The sequence below is a fragment of the Longimicrobium sp. genome (genome assembly GCA_036389795.1).
Lineage (GTDB): Bacteria > Gemmatimonadota > Gemmatimonadetes > Longimicrobiales > Longimicrobiaceae > Longimicrobium.
On the sequence record DASVWD010000057.1, the window covers coordinates 61,435 to 75,787 of the forward strand.

Sequence of the window (14,353 nt, forward strand, 5' to 3'; positions counted from 1 at the left end):
GACCGCCCGCCGTTTCCTGGGCACTGGGCACTGGGCACTGGGCACTTCGCACTTCGCACTGAGAACTTCGCACTCGATGCCCGACCTCCAGATCGTCCTCTTCGACGACGCCGTCTCCCGCAAGTGGGAGCCGTTTGCGCTCACCCGCCCCGGCGGCGAGCTGCTGTTCGGGGCGCTGACGCTGCGCGCGCGGACCGAGCGCGTCTTCGGCGGCCGGGCGGTGGCGCACCTGGCGGAAGACCACCTGCAGGGCTTCGAGGAAGAGGGCGCCCCGCCGGTGCGGCGCTTCGCCGACGCGCCCGCGGACGGCGACCGGCTCTTCGTCTCCGCCCGCGCCGTCTTCGCCTGGGGGAGCCGCGGGCTGCTGGAGAGGCACCGGGGCGCGGGGCCGGTCCTGATCGGCGGCGAGGTGGTCGGCTGGCTCGCGCCCGGGGGGACGCCCGCGCCCTCGCCCGACTTCTTCCGCGAGCCCGGCCGGCTGGCCGAGCGCAAGGGCGGCGTCTCCTTCTACGGCCGCGCGCTGGGCCCCGTCTGGGAGCTGATGTCCGGCAACGCGGAGCAGGTCGCCGCGGACGTCGCCGCCCTCTGCGCCGGCGCCGCGCGGCCCGAGCTCCCCCCGGGCGTCCACCGCTTCGGCGACCACCCGCTCGTCCTGGGCGAGGGGGTGCGGATCGAGCCCGGCGTCGTCTTCGACCTGCGCGCGGGGCCCGTCTGGCTGGACGATCGTGTGGAGGTGAAGGCGTTCACCCGGATGGCCGGGCCGGCGTACGTGGGGCGGAAGACGATCGTGCTGGGAGGCTCGCTGGAGGCGTTCACCATCGGCCCCGTGTGCCGCATCCGCGGCGAGTTCGCCGAGAGCGTCTGCCTGGGGTGGGTGAACAAGGCGCACGACGGGCACATCGGCCACGCCTACCTGGGCGCCTGGGTGAACCTGGGCGCCGGGACCACCAACAGCGACCTCAAGAACAACTACGGCAGCGTCCGCCTCTGGACCCCCGACGGCGAGACCGGCACCGGCATGGTCAAGGTCGGCTGCTTCCTGGGCGACCACGTGAAGACCGGGATCGGGCTGCTGCTCAACACCGGCACCGTGGTCGGCGCGGGGAGCAACCTCTACGGCGCCGCCATGCCGCCCAGGTACGTCCCCCCCTTCAGCTGGGGCACCGGCGAAGACCTCGCCGCCTACCGCGTCGACAAGTTCCTGGAGGTCGCCGGGCGCGCCATGTCGCGGCGCGACGTCACGCTCACCGGCGGGATGCGCCGGCAGCTCGAGGCGGCGTGGACGCGGGGGCGCGCGGCGGGTTAGATTCTTTCGTCACCGTCCGCCCTCGCGCGGACGGCCCTTCCCCTTCAGCGGCACGAGAGCAGGGGCGCTTGCGGGTCACCATCCTGGGCAGCGGCAGCCGCGGCAACGCCGTCCTCGTCGAGGGCGGCGGCGTGCGGCTGCTGGTGGACGCCGGCTTCAGCGGGCGCGACCTGGAGCGCCGCCTGGCCGAGGCCGAGGTCGACCCCGCCTCGCTCGCCGCGCTCCTCGTCACCCACGACCACAGCGACCACACGCGCGGGATGGGCGTGGCCGCGCGCCGCTGGAAGGTCCCCCTCCACCTCACCGACCGCACGCGCCGCGTCTGCCGCGAGCTGCTGGACGGCAGCGAAGACGTGCGCCCCTACACCAGCGCCGAGCCGGTGGAGGTGGGCGGGCTCACGGTGACGCCGTTCCTCACCGTGCACGACGCCGCCGACCCCGTGGCCGTGACGGTGACCGAGCGGGAGACGGGCGAGAAGCTGGGGATCGCCACCGACCTGGGGCGCGCCACCGCCCCCGTGCGCCACGCCCTCCAGCGCTGCCACCTGCTGGTGCTGGAGAGCAACCACGACGAGCTGATGCTGCGCGAGAGCCACTACCCGTGGTCGGTGAAGGCGCGCATCGGGGGCAGCCACGGCCACCTCTCCAACCGCGCCGCCGCCGAGCTGGCCCGCGAGCTCCACCACGAGGAGCTCTGCGCCGTGGTCCTGGCGCACCTGAGCGAGAACGCCAACGCCCCCGTGCTCGCGTACGACGTGGTCGGCGAGGCGCTCGAGCGCCTGCGCTACGCCGGCACCCTCGCCGTCGCCCCCCAGGAGCGCCCCCTGGAGCCCGTCGACGTCACCCGCCTCCGCCAGCTCCGCCTCCCCGCGCAGATGACGCTGTTCTGACGGGCACGAAGACCTCCATCGGTCTATCCCACCACACGAATGTCATCCCGAGGGGCGCGGTAGCGACCCGAGGGATCTACTCGACGGTTCCGGTGGACGGCGCGTCGCCGAGATGCCTGTCGCCGCCTCCGATTACCCGCTGTTCATCCGCACCTGAGCGACCTGCAGAAAGCCTCGCCCGACCGTCCTCCGCACCGACGCGAGGGCGGCGCGGGCGAGGCTTCGCCGCACGTGGCACGAATGGTCGACGTCCGTCTGGTGGAACGCGGCCCACGCGTTTAAGGTTGAACGGAGGGCCGCGACGGGAGCCGCGGCGCGGGCGGACACTCGCGAAGGGAGGCAGCCCCGATGAGCGCGACGAACGTCCTGCGGGAGACCGCGGCGGACCACGGCTCCATCTGGAAGGCGGGCCTGGCGGCGGCGGTGCTGGCCATCGCCGCGAACGTGGCCCTCTACGCGGCGGCGGTGTCGCTGGAGGTCTTCCCCACCCTGACGCTCGCGCCGGACGCGTGGGGGATGGGCCTGGGGCCGGTGATCCTGGTCTCCACCCTGGGCGCGCTGGGCGGCACCCTCGTCTACGCCGCCGTCCGCCGCCGCGTCGAGCAGCCGATCCGCGCCTTCCTGGCCATCGCCGCGGTGGTGCTGGTGATCTCCTTCGGCGGCCCGTTGATGATCCCCGGCCTCACGGCGGCGATGATCGGCGTGCTGGAGGTGATGCACGTGGTGGTCGCCGTCTGCACCGTCGGCTCGATCTGGCGCTGGGAGACCGCGGCGCGGCCGTGACGGACCCGTGGCCGCGCGGAAGGTGACGGGAGGAGGCGGGGAATCTCTCGGAGGAATCCGAGCTGTCTGAGCGCAGCGAGTTCTCGGATTCCGGAGAGAGATTCCCCGCCGACGACCTCCGCGCGGAGAGCCGGCTCGGGGTCGTCGGACGAAAAGGCGAAGGGGCGGCTCCCCGCATCGGGAGCCGCCCCTTCGTTCGCCCTCGTCGAAACCGCTCAGGCCGCCTCGGCCTCTTCGCGGAGCTTGCAGTCCAGGCAGTAGCGAGCGTGCGGGAGCGCCTCCAGCCGCGCGAAGGGGATCTCCCGGTGGCACGAGTGGCACTTCCCGAACTCCTCGGGATCGTTGTACAGCCTGCGCAGCGCCTCTTCCACGCGGTAGAGGTAGCGCCCCTCCTTGCTGGCGAAGAGGAAGGTCTTCTCGCGCTCCATGGCGTCGGTGCCCTGGTCCGCCATGTGGAACGAGTAGCTGGAGAGGTCGTTGTCGGCGGACTCGCGCGTGAGCTTCGACTGCTCCTGGAACCGTCCGAGCGACCGCAGGGTCTTGTCGCGCTCCCGCAGGAGCAGACGCTCGATGGTCTCGAGCTGGGTCCGATCCATTCGTTCGTCTCGCGGCTGTCGTTGTGGCATCGTCGTGGACGGTAGGGCGTGGAGCAGGCGCGGTGGGGGGGTGGGTCGCGCCGGCCGCAACCGGAACAATCCCGTAAGATAACGGAATCCGCCTCTTCCGTACACCCCGCGGCGCCGGAAGTGCCGCCGGGAAGCGGAGTTCCGCACCGGCCGCGGCGGGAAGATACACCTGTGACGAAAAGCGGGAGCAGCCCGGCCCCCGCTTCACGCACTCACGCGCTCACGCGCTTCCCCGGCTCACCCGAAGTAGCGCTCCAGCAGCCGCACCACGTCGTTGCCGTTGGCCCACAGCATCAGCCCCACCACGATCACCAGGCCGAGCTGCGAGAGGCGGATGCGCGTCTCGATCGAGAGCGGCCGGCCGCGCAGCGCCTCGACGGCCAGGAACATCAGGTGCCCGCCGTCCAGGATCGGGATCGGCAGCAGGTTGAGCACCGCCAGGTTCACCGAGAAGAGCGCCAGGAAGGCCAGGAACGACTCCAGCCCGGCCCGCGCGCTCTCGCCCGACGCCTCGCCGATGGTGAGCAGCCCGCCCATGTTGCGCGCCGACAGCTCGCCGGTGACCAGCTGCTTGAGCGTGACCAGGATGAAGCGCGTGGTGGCCGCCGTCTCGCGGACCCCGATCCCGACCGCCTCGCCGAGCCCCACCCGCCGCCGCTCCACCTCCACCGCCCGGTACCCCGCCCCGATGCGCCCCACCTCCACCTTCTTCCGGTCGGCGTCGCGCCTCTCCACCCGCTCCACCGCCACGGTGAGGGGCACGCGCCGGCCGCCGCGCTCCACCACCAGCGGCAACGGCCGCCCGGGGCTCTTCTGGATCGTCGCCACCAGCTGCGTCCAGTCCTGCACCGGCGTCCCCCCCGCCTCCACCACGCGGTCGCCCTTCTCGAGCCCCGCGCGCTCGGCGGGCGAGCCGGCCTCCACCTGGTCGATCACCGGCGGGATCGGCTGGGTGAGCGAGGCCGCCAGCTGCATGCGCTTCTCCGCGTCGGCAGGCATCGGGAGCACCACCGGCGGGCCGTTCGCCAGCCGGAGCTCCAGGGGCCCGGCCGGGGCGGCGGCCAGCGCGGCCGTCAGCTCGCGCCACTCCGACACCGGCTTGGCGCCCACGGCCGTCACCCGCGCGCCCGTGGGGATGCGCGCGCCCACGGCCACCACGTCGGCCGGCGCGCCGGGGGCCACCCCGCCCACCGTGCTGGGCACCACCGGCTCGCCCCAGCCGAGCGCGAGCACCGCGAAGGTGAGCACGGCGAAGAGGAGGTTCATGATCACCCCCGCCGAGATCACCAGCGCGCGCGCCCAGATCGGCTTGGCGTCGAAGGTCCGCTCCGGGTCCACCTCCTCGGCGGGGCCGCCCCCCTCCAGCACCTCGGCGGCCTCGTCGTCCTCCATCCCCGCCATCTTCACGTAGCCGCCCAGCGGGATGGCCGAGACCACGAAGTCCGTCTCGCCCCAGCGGAAGCCCCACAGCCGCTTGCCGAAGCCCAGCGAGAAGCGCGGCACCGCGATCCCCACCGCCTTGGCCGCCAGCAGGTGCCCCAGCTCGTGGACCGTGATCAGGATCGAGAGGACGACCAGCAGCGAGAATATGAAGATCACGAGAGCGCCTCCCGTACGAACGTTTCCGTGGCCCGGCGCGCCCAGGCGTCGGCCTCCAGCACCTCCTGCAGCGAGGATGCCCGCCCGCCCGGCCACGCCTCGAGCGCGGCCTGGATGGCGCGGGCGATCCCCGGGAACGGCAGGCGCCCGGCCAGGAACGCCGCCACCGCCACCTCGTTGGCGGCGTTGAACACCGCCGGCGCCGTGCCCCCGACGCGCCCCGCCTCCACCCCCAGCCCGAACGCCGGGAAGCACTCGCGGCGCACCGGCTCGAAGGTGAGCGGACCCGCCGCCACCGGGTCGAAGCGCCGGGCGGCGTACGGGAGCCGCTCCGGGTGGGTGAGCGCGTAGAGCACCGGCAGCTCCATGGTGGGAAATCCCAGCTGCGCCAGCACCGAGCCGTCCACCATCTCGACGAACGAGTGGATGATCGACTGCGGGTGCACCACCGCCTCGATCGCCGCGTAGGGCACCCCGAAGAGGAAGTGCGCCTCGATCACCTCCAGCGCCTTGTTGGCCAGGGTGGCCGAGTCGATGGTGACCTTGGCCCCCATGTCCCACGTCGGGTGCCGGAGCGCGTCCGCCGGCGTCACCGCCTCCAGCCGCTCGGGCGGCACCCCCCGGAACGGCCCGCCCGACGCCGTCAGCACCAGGCGGGCGACGTCTTCCGGCGCCGAGCCGTGCAGGCACTGCAGGATGGCGCTGTGCTCGCTGTCCACCGGCACCAGCTCGCCCCCGCCCGCCCGCGCGGCCGCGAGCACCAGCGGCCCGCCGCACACCAGCGACTCCTTGTTGGCCAGCGCCACGCGCTTCCCCGCCGCGAGCGCCGCCAGCGTGGGCTCCAGCCCCGCCGCGCCCACCAGCGCGTTCAGCACCACGTCGGCCTCGGGGTGGGTGGCCGCCTCCAGCAGCGCCTCGCGCCCGGTCCGCCAGACGGTCGGCCCGTCCGTCCCCGCGGGGACCGGCCCGTCGGCGACCACGGCGAGCGAGGGCCGGTAGCGCCCGGCGAGACTACGCAGCAGGTCGCCGCTGCGATTCGCCGTCAGCGCCACTGCGCGGAAGCGCTCCGGGTGCTGGTCGAGCACCCGGAGCGCGCTCTTGCCGATGGAGCCGGTGGCGCCCAGGATCGCCACGCCCTTCACGTCACGCGCCCACCACCAGGCGGAAGAAGAAGTAGCCCACGGGGAGCGTGAAGAAGAGCGAGTCGAAGCGGTCCAGCGCCCCCCCGTGCCCGGGGAGGAGCCGCCCGGAGTCCTTCACGCCCGCGTCGCGCTTGAGCAGCGACTCCGCCAGGTCGCCCACCTGCGCCGCCACCGAGACCAGGACGCCCAGCGCCGCCGCCTCGGCGATCCCCATCCGCCAGGCCGGGAAGCGCGCGAGGAAGAGGGAATACCCCACCGCCGCGAGCGGGGTGCCGACGACCGCCCCCAGCGCCCCCGCCACCGTCTTCCCCGGGCTCACCTTGGGGATCAGCTTGCGCTTCCCCCACAGCCGCCCCGCGAAGTAGGCGAAGGTGTCGCTGAGCCAGGTGAGCACCACGGGGAAGAGGAGGATCGCCGTCCCGTGCAGCGGACCCTCCACGCCGGGGAGGTGGCGGAGGAAGAGCGCGAAGAGGAGGAGCGCCGGGTAGACCGCGCCCAGGAAGGTGACGGAGATGGAGAGCAGGGGCTCGCCCGCCACCCCGCGCATCCAGATCGCCGCCGCCAGCGTGGCCAGGAGGACCACGACGACGGCCGCGCCCACCAGCGGGTTGTCGAGCCCCGCAGAGGGATCGACGGCGGCGGCGGCGATCAGGAGCGCGGCCCCGGCGAGGCCGACGGGAGCGAGCGCGAACGCCCGCTTCAGCTCGGCCATGCGGAACAGCTCGCGGGCGGCGAGCACGGCCGAGAGCGCCAGCAGCGCCGCCAGCGCCCAGCCGCCCAGGTACATGGAGCCGACGGCAACGGGGATCCCCACCGCGGCGACGGCCGTCCGCGTCGCAGTCTCGGAGCGCGCCACGGTCAGTTTCCGGGGTCAGGTCGCCAGGACGCGGCCGAAGCGCCGCTCGCGCCGCTGGTACTCGAGGAGGGCCGCGAAGAAGTGCTCGCGCGTGAAGTCGGGCCAGAGCACGGGGGTGACGTACAGCTCGGTGTAGGCCAGCTGCCAGAGCATGAAGTTGGAGATGCGCAGCTCGCCCGAGGTGCGGATCAGCAGGTCCGGCTCCGGGTCGGCGGCCGTGTAGAGCTCCCCGGCGAAGAGCTCCTCGTCGATCTCCCCCGGCATCAGCGTCCCCTCGCGCACCCGCTCGGCCAGGCTGCGGGCGGCCTGCACGATCTCGGCGCGCGAGCCGTAGCTGATCGCCAGGTTCAGCTTGAGCCGCCGGCCGCCGCGGGTGAAGTCGACCACGCCCTGGATCGCCGCGCGCGTCCGGGGGGAGAGCCGGTCCAGGTCGCCGATGCAGTGCACCTCGACCCCCTTCTCCTTGAGCTCGCGCCGCTCGCGCCGCACGTACAGCTCCAGGAGAGCCATCAGCGCCGCCACCTCGCGCGCCGGGCGCCCCCAGTTCTCCTGCGAGAAGGCGAAGAGGGTGAGCACCTCCACCCCGGCGTCGGCCGCCGCCTCGACCGCCTCGCGCACGGCGCGCATCCCGGCGCGGTGGCCGAACTCGCGGGGGCGGCCGCGCTCGCGCGCCCAGCGCCCGTTGCCGTCCATGATGACGGCCACGTGGCGCGGGACGGCGCCGTTCAGGCGGATCTGCTGGAGGAGGTCGGAAGGCATCGCGAAAAGATGGACCGCGCCGGGCGGTTTGTCAAAGCAAGTGGTTGATGAAAAAGAAGTGCGTGAGTGCGAAAGTGCGTAACGGCGGGGCCGGGAAACGCACTCACGCACTTCCGCACTCACGCACTGCGGCTCAGACCTCCATCACCTCGGCTTCCTTGTGCTTGAGCATCTCGTCGACTTTGGCGATGTACTGGTCGGTGAGCTTCTGCACCTCGGCCTGCTCGCGCCGCACGTCGTCTTCGGACAGACCCTCGTCCTTCTGGCGGTGCTTGATCTCGTCGTTGGCGTCCTTGCGCGCCAGGCGCACGGCCACGCGCCCCTCCTCGGCCAGCTTGTGCAGGAGCCGCACGTACTCCCTGCGCCGCTCCTCGGTGAGCGCCGGGATCGGGATGCGGATGATCTGCCCGTCGTTGGAGGGGTTGAGTCCCAGGTCCGACTCGCGGATCGCCTTCTCGATCTCCTTCATCAGGCCGCGGTCCCACGGCTGCACGGTGAGCATGCGCGGCTCGGGAGCGGACACCGTCCCCACCTGGTTGAGCGGCAGCTTCGAGCCGTAGGCGTCCACGCGCACGGTGTCCAGCAGCTGGGGAGAGGCCTTCCCCGTGCGCACCCCGGCGAACTCGCGGCGCAGCGACTCGAGCGCGCCTTCCATCCGCTGCTTGGCTTTCTGTAGGCTGGGCATGGTCGGTCTTGAAGGAGAGGTGGGAGCGGGTCCGCGCAGGACCGGGCGAAGTAAAGTCCTGAGTGCCAAGTGCTGAGTCCTGGTGCGGAGCGCGATACGATCCGTGCGGTCCAGCACCTCGCACTCAGCACTTCGCACTTCGCACTTCGCACTCTACGGGCGCACCAGGGTGCCGACCCGCTCGCCTTGGACCACGCGCGGCACCGCGCCCGGCTCGTCGAGGTTCAGCACCACCACGGGAGTGTCGTTCTCCTTGCACAGCGAGAGCGCCGCCGCGTCCATCACCCCCAGCTCGCGCGAGATCGCCTCCAGCATGGTGATCTCGGGGATGAACTGGGCCGTGGGGTCCTTGACGGGGTCGGCCGTGAACACCCCCTCCACCTTGGTGGCCTTGATGATGACGTCGGCCTCCATCTCGATCCCGCGCAGCACCGCGGCGCTGTCGGTGGAAAAGTACGGGTTGCCGGTGCCGCCCGCAAAGATCACCACCCGCCCCTTGTCCAGGTGGCGCAGCGCCCGGCGCCGGATGTACGGCTCGGCCAGCTGCTCCATGCGGATGGCGGTGAGCACGCGCGTGTCGACGCCCTTGCGCTCCAGCCAGTCCTGGAGCGCGAGGGCGTTGATCACGGTAGCCAGCATCCCCATGTAGTCCGCGTTCACCCGGTCCATCCCCTGCTGAGAGGCCAGGGTGCCGCGCACGATGTTCCCCCCGCCGATCACCAGCCCCAGCGCCACGCCCATGTCGTGGACGCGGCGGACCTCGTCGGTGAGCCGGTCCACCACCGGCGGGGAGATCCCGAACTTCTGCTCTCCGGCCAGCGCCTCGCCGGAGATCTTGAGCAGGACGCGGCGGTACTTCAGCTCCGCGGCTCGAGCGTCGCCGCCCCCCGTCACTGCTCGCCGAGCGCGTAGCGGGTGAAGCGGCGCACCTCGATCTTCTCGCCGGTGCGGCCCGACACCTCGGTGACCAGCTGGCCCACGGTGATGTCGGGGTTCTTCACGAACGGCTGCTCCAGGAGCGCGCTCTCGGCGTAGAACTTCTCCAGCTTGCCGTCGACGATCTTGTCCCAGATGTGCTCGGGCTTCCCCGACTCCTTCACCTGCTCGCGGTACACGCCGCGCTCGCGCTCCACCAGCTCCGCGGGGAAGTCCTCGCGGCGCACCGCCACGGGGCTGGCCGCGGCGACGTGCATGGCGATGTCGCGCACCAGCTGCTGGAACTGCTCGGTGCGGGCCACGAAGTCGGTCTCGCAGCCCACCTCCACCAGCACGCCGATGCGCCCGCCCATGTGGATGTAGCTGCCGATCGCGCCCTCCCTGGTCTCGCGCTCGGCGCGCTTGGCCGCCTTGGCCGCGCCCTTCGCGCGCAGGATGTCGATCGCGCGCTCCATGTCGCCGCCCGACTCGCCCAGGGCGGCCTTGCACTCCATCATCCCCGCGCCGGTGCGGTCGCGGAGCTCCTTCACGGCCTTGGCCGAGATCTCCGTGGTGCTCATCGTCTTCCAGGCTCCAGTCGGTCCGTTCGTAAGTCCGTCGGAAAGCGCCCCGGGGGCGCTGAAAAAACGGGGCCACGAGCGCGCCGCGCCGTGGCCCCGGTACTCGAAGTCAGCCGTTGGCGCTTCTCGGGCTCACGCCTCGTCGCCCCCCTCCTCGCCCGCGCCGCCGATCGCGTTGGCGATGGCGTCGGGACGCGGGCGGCGCTTGCGGCGGGGCCGGCGGCGGGCGCCGCCGCGGTCCTCGCGGTCGGCCGGCGCGGCGGTGCCGGTCTCGGTGGAGTACACCGTCACCTCGGCCTCGTCGGCCTGGCGGCGCACCTCGGCCGGCATGGCCGCGCGCGCCTCGATGATGGCGTCGGCCAGCGCCGCCGAGATCACGCTCACCGAGCGGATCGCGTCGTCGTTGCCGGCGATCGGCACCGTGAGCACGTCGGGGTCGGCGTTGGTGTCGGCGATGGCGATCACCGGGATCCCCAGCTTGTTGGCCTCGGAGATGGCGATCTTCTCCTTCTTGGCGTCGACCACGAAGAGCGCGCCGGGGAGCCGGGCCATGTCCTTCACCCCCGCCAGGTACTTCTCCAGCCGCTCGCGCTCGCGGCTCAGCATCAGGCGCTCCTTCTTGGTGTAGAAGTCGAAGGCGCCCTCCTCCTCGCCACGCTCCAGCTCGCGCAGCCGGCGGATCTGCTTCTTGATGGTGGCGAAGTTGGTGAGCATCCCGCCCAGCCAGCGCTCCGTCACGTGGAACGAGCTGCTGCGCTCGGCCTCGCCCTGGATCACCTGGCGGAGCTGCTTCTTGGTGCACACGAAGAGCACGCGGTCGCCCCGCATGACCACGTTCTTCACCAGCTCCTGCGCCAGCTCGATCTGCCGGAGCGTCTTCTTGAGGTCGATGATGTAGATGCCGTTCCGCTCCGCGAAGATGAACTTGCGCATCTTCGGGTTCCAGCGGGACGTCTGGTGTCCGAAGTGGACACCGGCTTCCAGGAGGTCCTGGATGGTGGGCTGCGTCGCCATGCTTCAAGCCTGGTGGATTCGGGTTTGCCCGGGAGCGCCGTCTCGCGCCCCCGGCCTCCACCGCCGTCATCCGCCGGGCCCCGACCGCGTGGAGCGGCACCCGGGGCGGCGTCGGGCGGTGTGTGGGATGAGTGTGCCCGCGGATTCGGCAAACGCGCGGCGCGGACGAAAGCCCGCGCCGCGCGACCTGCCAGCGCCCCGCGGCTTAGCGCTTGGAGAACTGGAAGCGCTTGCGCGCGCCCGGCCGGCCGGGCTTCTTGCGCTCCACCTCGCGCGGGTCGCGCGTGAGCAGCGCCTCGGAGCGCAGCTTGCCGCGGAACTCCTCGTTGACCTTGAGGAGCGCACGGGCCAGGCCCAGGCGGATGGCGTCGGCCTGGCCGCGCAGGCCACCGCCGTTCACCGTCACCTTCACGTCGTACTGCCCCTCGGTCTCGGTGGCCGCCAGCGGCCGGGTGGCCGACTGCTGGAGCACCTGCCGCGGCAGGTAGTCCTTGAGGTCGCGCCCGTTGACCTCCCACTTCCCCGAGCCGGGGCGGAGGTAGACGCGGGCGACCGAGGTCTTGCGGCGGCCGATGGCGTGGAACTGTTCAGTGGCCATGCTCTAGCGGGATCCGATGTTGAGGGGTTCCGGGCTCTGCGCCTGGTGCGGGTGCTCGGACCCCGCGTACACCTTGAGCTTCTGGCGCATCTGCCGGCCCAGGGCGCCCTTGGGGAGCATCCCCTTGACCGCCAGCTCCACCACGCGCTCGGGGTGCTTGGCCAGCATCTCCTTGAAGGGGATGAACTTCTCGTGGCCCATGTACCCCGTGTGGCGGAAGTAGGTCTTCTGGTCGGCCTTGCTCCCGGTGAGCTGCACCTTGTCGGCGTTGACCACCACCACGTAGTCGCCGGTGTCCAGGTGCGGGGTGTAGGTCGGCTTGTGCTTGCCGCGGAGGATGCGCGCAACTTCCGTCGCCACGCGGCCCAGGACCTTCCCGGCGGCGTCGACGACGTACCACTTGCGCTCGATCTCTCCGGCCTTGACGGAATACGTCTTCATGAGGCTTTCCGCGTTCGGCGCACCCCACCGGGCGCGCCTGCCGCCGGCCACGCGCCGGCGCTGGAAGTAATGAAAAAATCACCGCCCCGGCGGGCCCGAGGCGGACGAGGCGTGGTCGGGACAGACGGGTAGAATAGCGGAACGGCCGCCGCGTGTCAACCCGCGGCGGCCGTCCCGGTCCACGTCACGCGGGGTTCGCGGAGAGCCACTGCGTGACGAGGCCCACCAGGTCCTGGAAGGTCAGTTCTTCCGCCCGGAGCCCGACCCTTCTCGCCAGACGAGGGAGCCGCTCCATGAAGCGCAGGTACCTCTCGTACATGACGCTCCCGCCCGGCAACGTCCGGGGCGGGCTCCAGGTCACCAGCACGTCCCGCACGCAACGGATCAGTTCCGCCTCGTCGCCGCCGTGGGCGCGGATGTCCTGTCCCGCGATATCGCTGCAGAAAGCCTGATAGCGGTAGCGCTCCCGGTCGAAGATGATGCAGGCTTTCACGCGCTGCTTCGAGTCGCCGAAGTGCTTCGCACCAAGAAAGAGACCGAGTTCCAGCGGCATGTTGAATCTGGGAAGACGCGAGCCTTCATCCAGTTCCGTGCGCGAGATGTCGTGCACGCCGTACCTCGACTCCTCGACGATTCGAACGATCTTGTGAATGCGAACTTCACTCCCGTCTTCGACCTCGAGCGCGCACCGCGGTATGAAGCCGCAGTCCTGAACCGCAAACACGAGGGCCCGAAACAGCCGGTGGTACTCGTGGTCGAACGGACAGTTGATGAAGACGTTTCGTTCGTAGGGCATGCGCTAGGCGGCACTCCGGTCGCGGCCACCCTTGCGCCGGTCTCGTGCCGCAGCACGCGCGGCGGCCTCCTCGGCCAGGCGATCTTCTTCCATCACCTCCAGAACCGCCCGGCGAGCCTCTTCAGGGGTGAAGTGCGTGGGCGGAAACGGCGGCGGCAGGATCTCGCGCAGGGGCTTCTTCTTCGTGGCCATGGAGGTCTCCGGGTGCCGGGGTCGAACGCACGACCCGGAACTTACACTCCGGACGACCGTCGCGGAAGGCTCCGCGACGAAGCGGCCAGCGGCCGGACGGAAGGCGCGAAAACGCTACTGGAGGAAGGTCTCGAGGAAGCGGGCGCGGGACTGGTGGCGGAGCCGGAGCAGCGCCTTCTCCTTGATCTGCCGGACGCGCTCGCGGGTGATGCCGAAGCTCTCGCCGATCTGCTCCAGCGTCATCGGCTCGGTGTCGCCCAGGCCGAAGTACAGGCGCAGCACCTTGGCCTCGCGCTCGGTGAGCGTGGAGAGGGCGTCGTCGATGCTGCGCTTGAGCGCGTGCTCGTAGACTTCGTCGTCGGGGCCGGGGGAGAACTGGTCGGAGAGGTAGTCGAGGAGCTGGCCGTCTTCGCCGGGGACCAGGGGTGCGTCGAGGGAGAGGTAGACCTGCGACATCGCCAGGGCGTGGCTGATCTCGTCCTCGGGGACGTCCAGCTCTTCGGCGATCTCCTGCAGCGTGGGCTCGCGCCCCAGCTCCTGCGTCATGGCCGAGGAGCGCCGCCCGATGCGGTGCACGGCGCCGGCGCGCGAGAGGGGGACGCGCACGATGCGCGACTGCTCGGCCAGGGCCTGCAGGATCGCCTGGCGGATCCACCACACGGCGTAGGAGATGAACTTGATCCCCTTGGTCTCGTCGAACTTCCGGGCGGCGCGGATCAGCCCGATGTTCCCCTCGTTGATGAGGTCGGCCAGCGACACGCCCTGGTTCTGGTACTTCTTGGCCACCGCCACCACGAAGCGCAGGTTGGAGCGGACCAGGTTCTCCAGCGCGTCGCCGTCGCCGTCGCGGATGCGCCGGGCGAGGTTCCCCTCCTCGTCGCGGTCGATGAGCGGGTAGGCGCTGATCTCGCGGAGGTACTGGTCCAGCGATTCCGACTCGGCTGCGATCTTCTTGGGCGGGCTGAACGTCATGGGGTGCTCCGGCTCACGGAACAGGGACGGCAGCTTCGATGGAGATCCGGGAGGAAACTGCGCGGGGTTGGCGCTGGCGACCGGACGGGACCGAAAGACGGGCTCCGGGTGAGACGCACGGCCGCCGGAGCGAGGCGGGGACTTCCCCCGGGGCCGGATCACCGGCTGGAACATCGCAGGCCCGCCCCCATGGTGTCA

The 14,353-nt window shown here is 71.6% G+C and carries 17 protein-coding genes; 3 read left to right on the forward strand and 14 right to left on the reverse strand.

Annotated elements, in window-relative coordinates:
* The first annotated feature begins 76 nt into the window (after positions 1-76).
* The 3 genes from VF746_06995 to VF746_07005 all read left to right on the forward strand — a co-directional run bounded on the left by VF746_06995 (position 77) and on the right by VF746_07005 (position 2,979).
* Positions 77-1,306 carry a putative sugar nucleotidyl transferase gene (locus tag VF746_06995; GenBank protein ID HEX8692146.1) on the forward strand — a complete coding sequence of 410 codons (1,230 nt, stop codon included), beginning with the start codon at positions 77-79 and terminating at the stop codon, positions 1,304-1,306.
* Between the two features lie 68 nt (positions 1,307-1,374).
* Positions 1,375-2,196 carry an MBL fold metallo-hydrolase gene (locus tag VF746_07000; protein ID HEX8692147.1) on the forward strand — a complete coding sequence of 274 codons (822 nt, stop codon included), beginning with the start codon at positions 1,375-1,377 and terminating at the stop codon, positions 2,194-2,196.
* Positions 2,197-2,544: 348 nt separating this feature from the next.
* Positions 2,545-2,979, forward strand: coding sequence for a DUF6069 family protein (locus tag VF746_07005; GenBank protein HEX8692148.1), 435 nt, complete (start codon positions 2,545-2,547; stop codon positions 2,977-2,979).
* 215 nt (positions 2,980-3,194) lie between these two features.
* Here the strand turns inward: VF746_07005 and VF746_07010 are convergent, their stop codons facing one another.
* The 14 genes from VF746_07010 to VF746_07075 form a co-directional block, all read right to left on the reverse strand.
* A complete protein-coding gene (locus VF746_07010; GenBank protein HEX8692149.1) occupies positions 3,195-3,575 on the reverse strand; it encodes a TraR/DksA C4-type zinc finger protein in 381 nt (126 codons plus the stop codon).
* A gap of 267 nt (positions 3,576-3,842) precedes the next feature.
* A complete protein-coding gene (rseP, locus tag VF746_07015; GenBank protein HEX8692150.1) occupies positions 3,843-5,204 on the reverse strand; it encodes an RIP metalloprotease RseP in 1,362 nt (453 codons plus the stop codon).
* Positions 5,201-6,337 carry a 1-deoxy-D-xylulose-5-phosphate reductoisomerase gene (dxr, locus tag VF746_07020; GenBank protein HEX8692151.1) on the reverse strand — a complete coding sequence of 379 codons (1,137 nt, stop codon included), beginning with the start codon at positions 6,335-6,337 and terminating at the stop codon, positions 5,201-5,203. The genes rseP and dxr overlap by 4 nt, the downstream gene beginning before the upstream one ends.
* A 10-nt stretch (positions 6,338-6,347) precedes the next feature.
* A complete protein-coding gene (locus VF746_07025; protein HEX8692152.1) occupies positions 6,348-7,202 on the reverse strand; it encodes a phosphatidate cytidylyltransferase in 855 nt (284 codons plus the stop codon).
* Between the two features lie 15 nt (positions 7,203-7,217).
* Positions 7,218-7,961 carry an isoprenyl transferase gene (locus tag VF746_07030; GenBank protein HEX8692153.1) on the reverse strand — a complete coding sequence of 248 codons (744 nt, stop codon included), beginning with the start codon at positions 7,959-7,961 and terminating at the stop codon, positions 7,218-7,220.
* Positions 7,962-8,094: 133 nt separating this feature from the next.
* Complete coding sequence (gene frr / locus VF746_07035; GenBank protein HEX8692154.1) at positions 8,095-8,646, reverse strand: ribosome recycling factor; 552 nt, start codon at positions 8,644-8,646, stop codon at positions 8,095-8,097.
* Between the two features lie 153 nt (positions 8,647-8,799).
* Positions 8,800-9,540, reverse strand: a complete 741-nt coding sequence (pyrH, locus tag VF746_07040) for a UMP kinase (GenBank protein HEX8692155.1) — start codon at positions 9,538-9,540, stop codon at positions 8,800-8,802.
* Positions 9,537-10,142, reverse strand: coding sequence for a translation elongation factor Ts (gene tsf, locus VF746_07045; GenBank protein ID HEX8692156.1), 606 nt, complete (start codon positions 10,140-10,142; stop codon positions 9,537-9,539). The genes pyrH and tsf overlap by 4 nt, the downstream gene beginning before the upstream one ends.
* Positions 10,143-10,274: 132 nt before the next feature.
* Complete coding sequence (gene rpsB, locus VF746_07050; GenBank protein HEX8692157.1) at positions 10,275-11,156, reverse strand: 30S ribosomal protein S2; 882 nt, start codon at positions 11,154-11,156, stop codon at positions 10,275-10,277.
* Between the two features lie 205 nt (positions 11,157-11,361).
* Positions 11,362-11,754 carry a 30S ribosomal protein S9 gene (rpsI, locus tag VF746_07055; protein ID HEX8692158.1) on the reverse strand — a complete coding sequence of 131 codons (393 nt, stop codon included), beginning with the start codon at positions 11,752-11,754 and terminating at the stop codon, positions 11,362-11,364.
* Positions 11,755-11,757: 3 nt separating this feature from the next.
* A complete protein-coding gene (rplM, locus tag VF746_07060) occupies positions 11,758-12,195 on the reverse strand; it encodes a 50S ribosomal protein L13 (GenBank protein ID HEX8692159.1) in 438 nt (145 codons plus the stop codon).
* 184 nt (positions 12,196-12,379) lie between these two features.
* Entirely contained in the window at positions 12,380-12,991 is a 612-nt protein-coding gene (locus tag VF746_07065; GenBank protein HEX8692160.1) for a hypothetical protein, read from the reverse strand.
* A gap of 3 nt (positions 12,992-12,994) precedes the next feature.
* Positions 12,995-13,183 carry a hypothetical protein gene (locus tag VF746_07070; GenBank protein HEX8692161.1) on the reverse strand — a complete coding sequence of 63 codons (189 nt, stop codon included), beginning with the start codon at positions 13,181-13,183 and terminating at the stop codon, positions 12,995-12,997.
* A gap of 114 nt (positions 13,184-13,297) precedes the next feature.
* Positions 13,298-14,155 carry an RNA polymerase sigma factor RpoD/SigA gene (locus tag VF746_07075; GenBank protein ID HEX8692162.1) on the reverse strand — a complete coding sequence of 286 codons (858 nt, stop codon included), beginning with the start codon at positions 14,153-14,155 and terminating at the stop codon, positions 13,298-13,300.
* Positions 14,156-14,353 lie beyond the last annotated feature (198 nt).

Bases quoted from the DNA above. Each gene is read 5' to 3' on its own strand.
- VF746_06995 (HEX8692146.1), top strand. From the start codon at position 77: ATGCCCGACCTCCAGATCGTCCTCTTCGACGACGCCGTCTCCCGCAAG.
- VF746_07005 (HEX8692148.1), top strand. From the start codon at position 2,545: ATGAGCGCGACGAACGTCCTGCGGGAGACCGCGGCGGACCACGGCTCC.
- VF746_07010 (HEX8692149.1), bottom strand. From the start codon at position 3,575: ATGGATCGGACCCAGCTCGAGACCATCGAGCGTCTGCTCCTGCGGGAG.
- VF746_07030 (HEX8692153.1), bottom strand. From the start codon at position 7,961: ATGCCTTCCGACCTCCTCCAGCAGATCCGCCTGAACGGCGCCGTCCCG.
- frr (HEX8692154.1), bottom strand. From the start codon at position 8,646: ATGCCCAGCCTACAGAAAGCCAAGCAGCGGATGGAAGGCGCGCTCGAG.
- tsf (HEX8692156.1), bottom strand. From the start codon at position 10,142: ATGAGCACCACGGAGATCTCGGCCAAGGCCGTGAAGGAGCTCCGCGAC.
- rpsB (HEX8692157.1), bottom strand. From the start codon at position 11,156: ATGGCGACGCAGCCCACCATCCAGGACCTCCTGGAAGCCGGTGTCCAC.
- rpsI (HEX8692158.1), bottom strand. From the start codon at position 11,754: ATGGCCACTGAACAGTTCCACGCCATCGGCCGCCGCAAGACCTCGGTC.
- rplM (HEX8692159.1), bottom strand. From the start codon at position 12,195: ATGAAGACGTATTCCGTCAAGGCCGGAGAGATCGAGCGCAAGTGGTAC.
- VF746_07065 (HEX8692160.1), bottom strand. From the start codon at position 12,991: ATGCCCTACGAACGAAACGTCTTCATCAACTGTCCGTTCGACCACGAG.
- VF746_07070 (HEX8692161.1), bottom strand. From the start codon at position 13,183: ATGGCCACGAAGAAGAAGCCCCTGCGCGAGATCCTGCCGCCGCCGTTT.
- VF746_07075 (HEX8692162.1), bottom strand. From the start codon at position 14,155: ATGACGTTCAGCCCGCCCAAGAAGATCGCAGCCGAGTCGGAATCGCTG.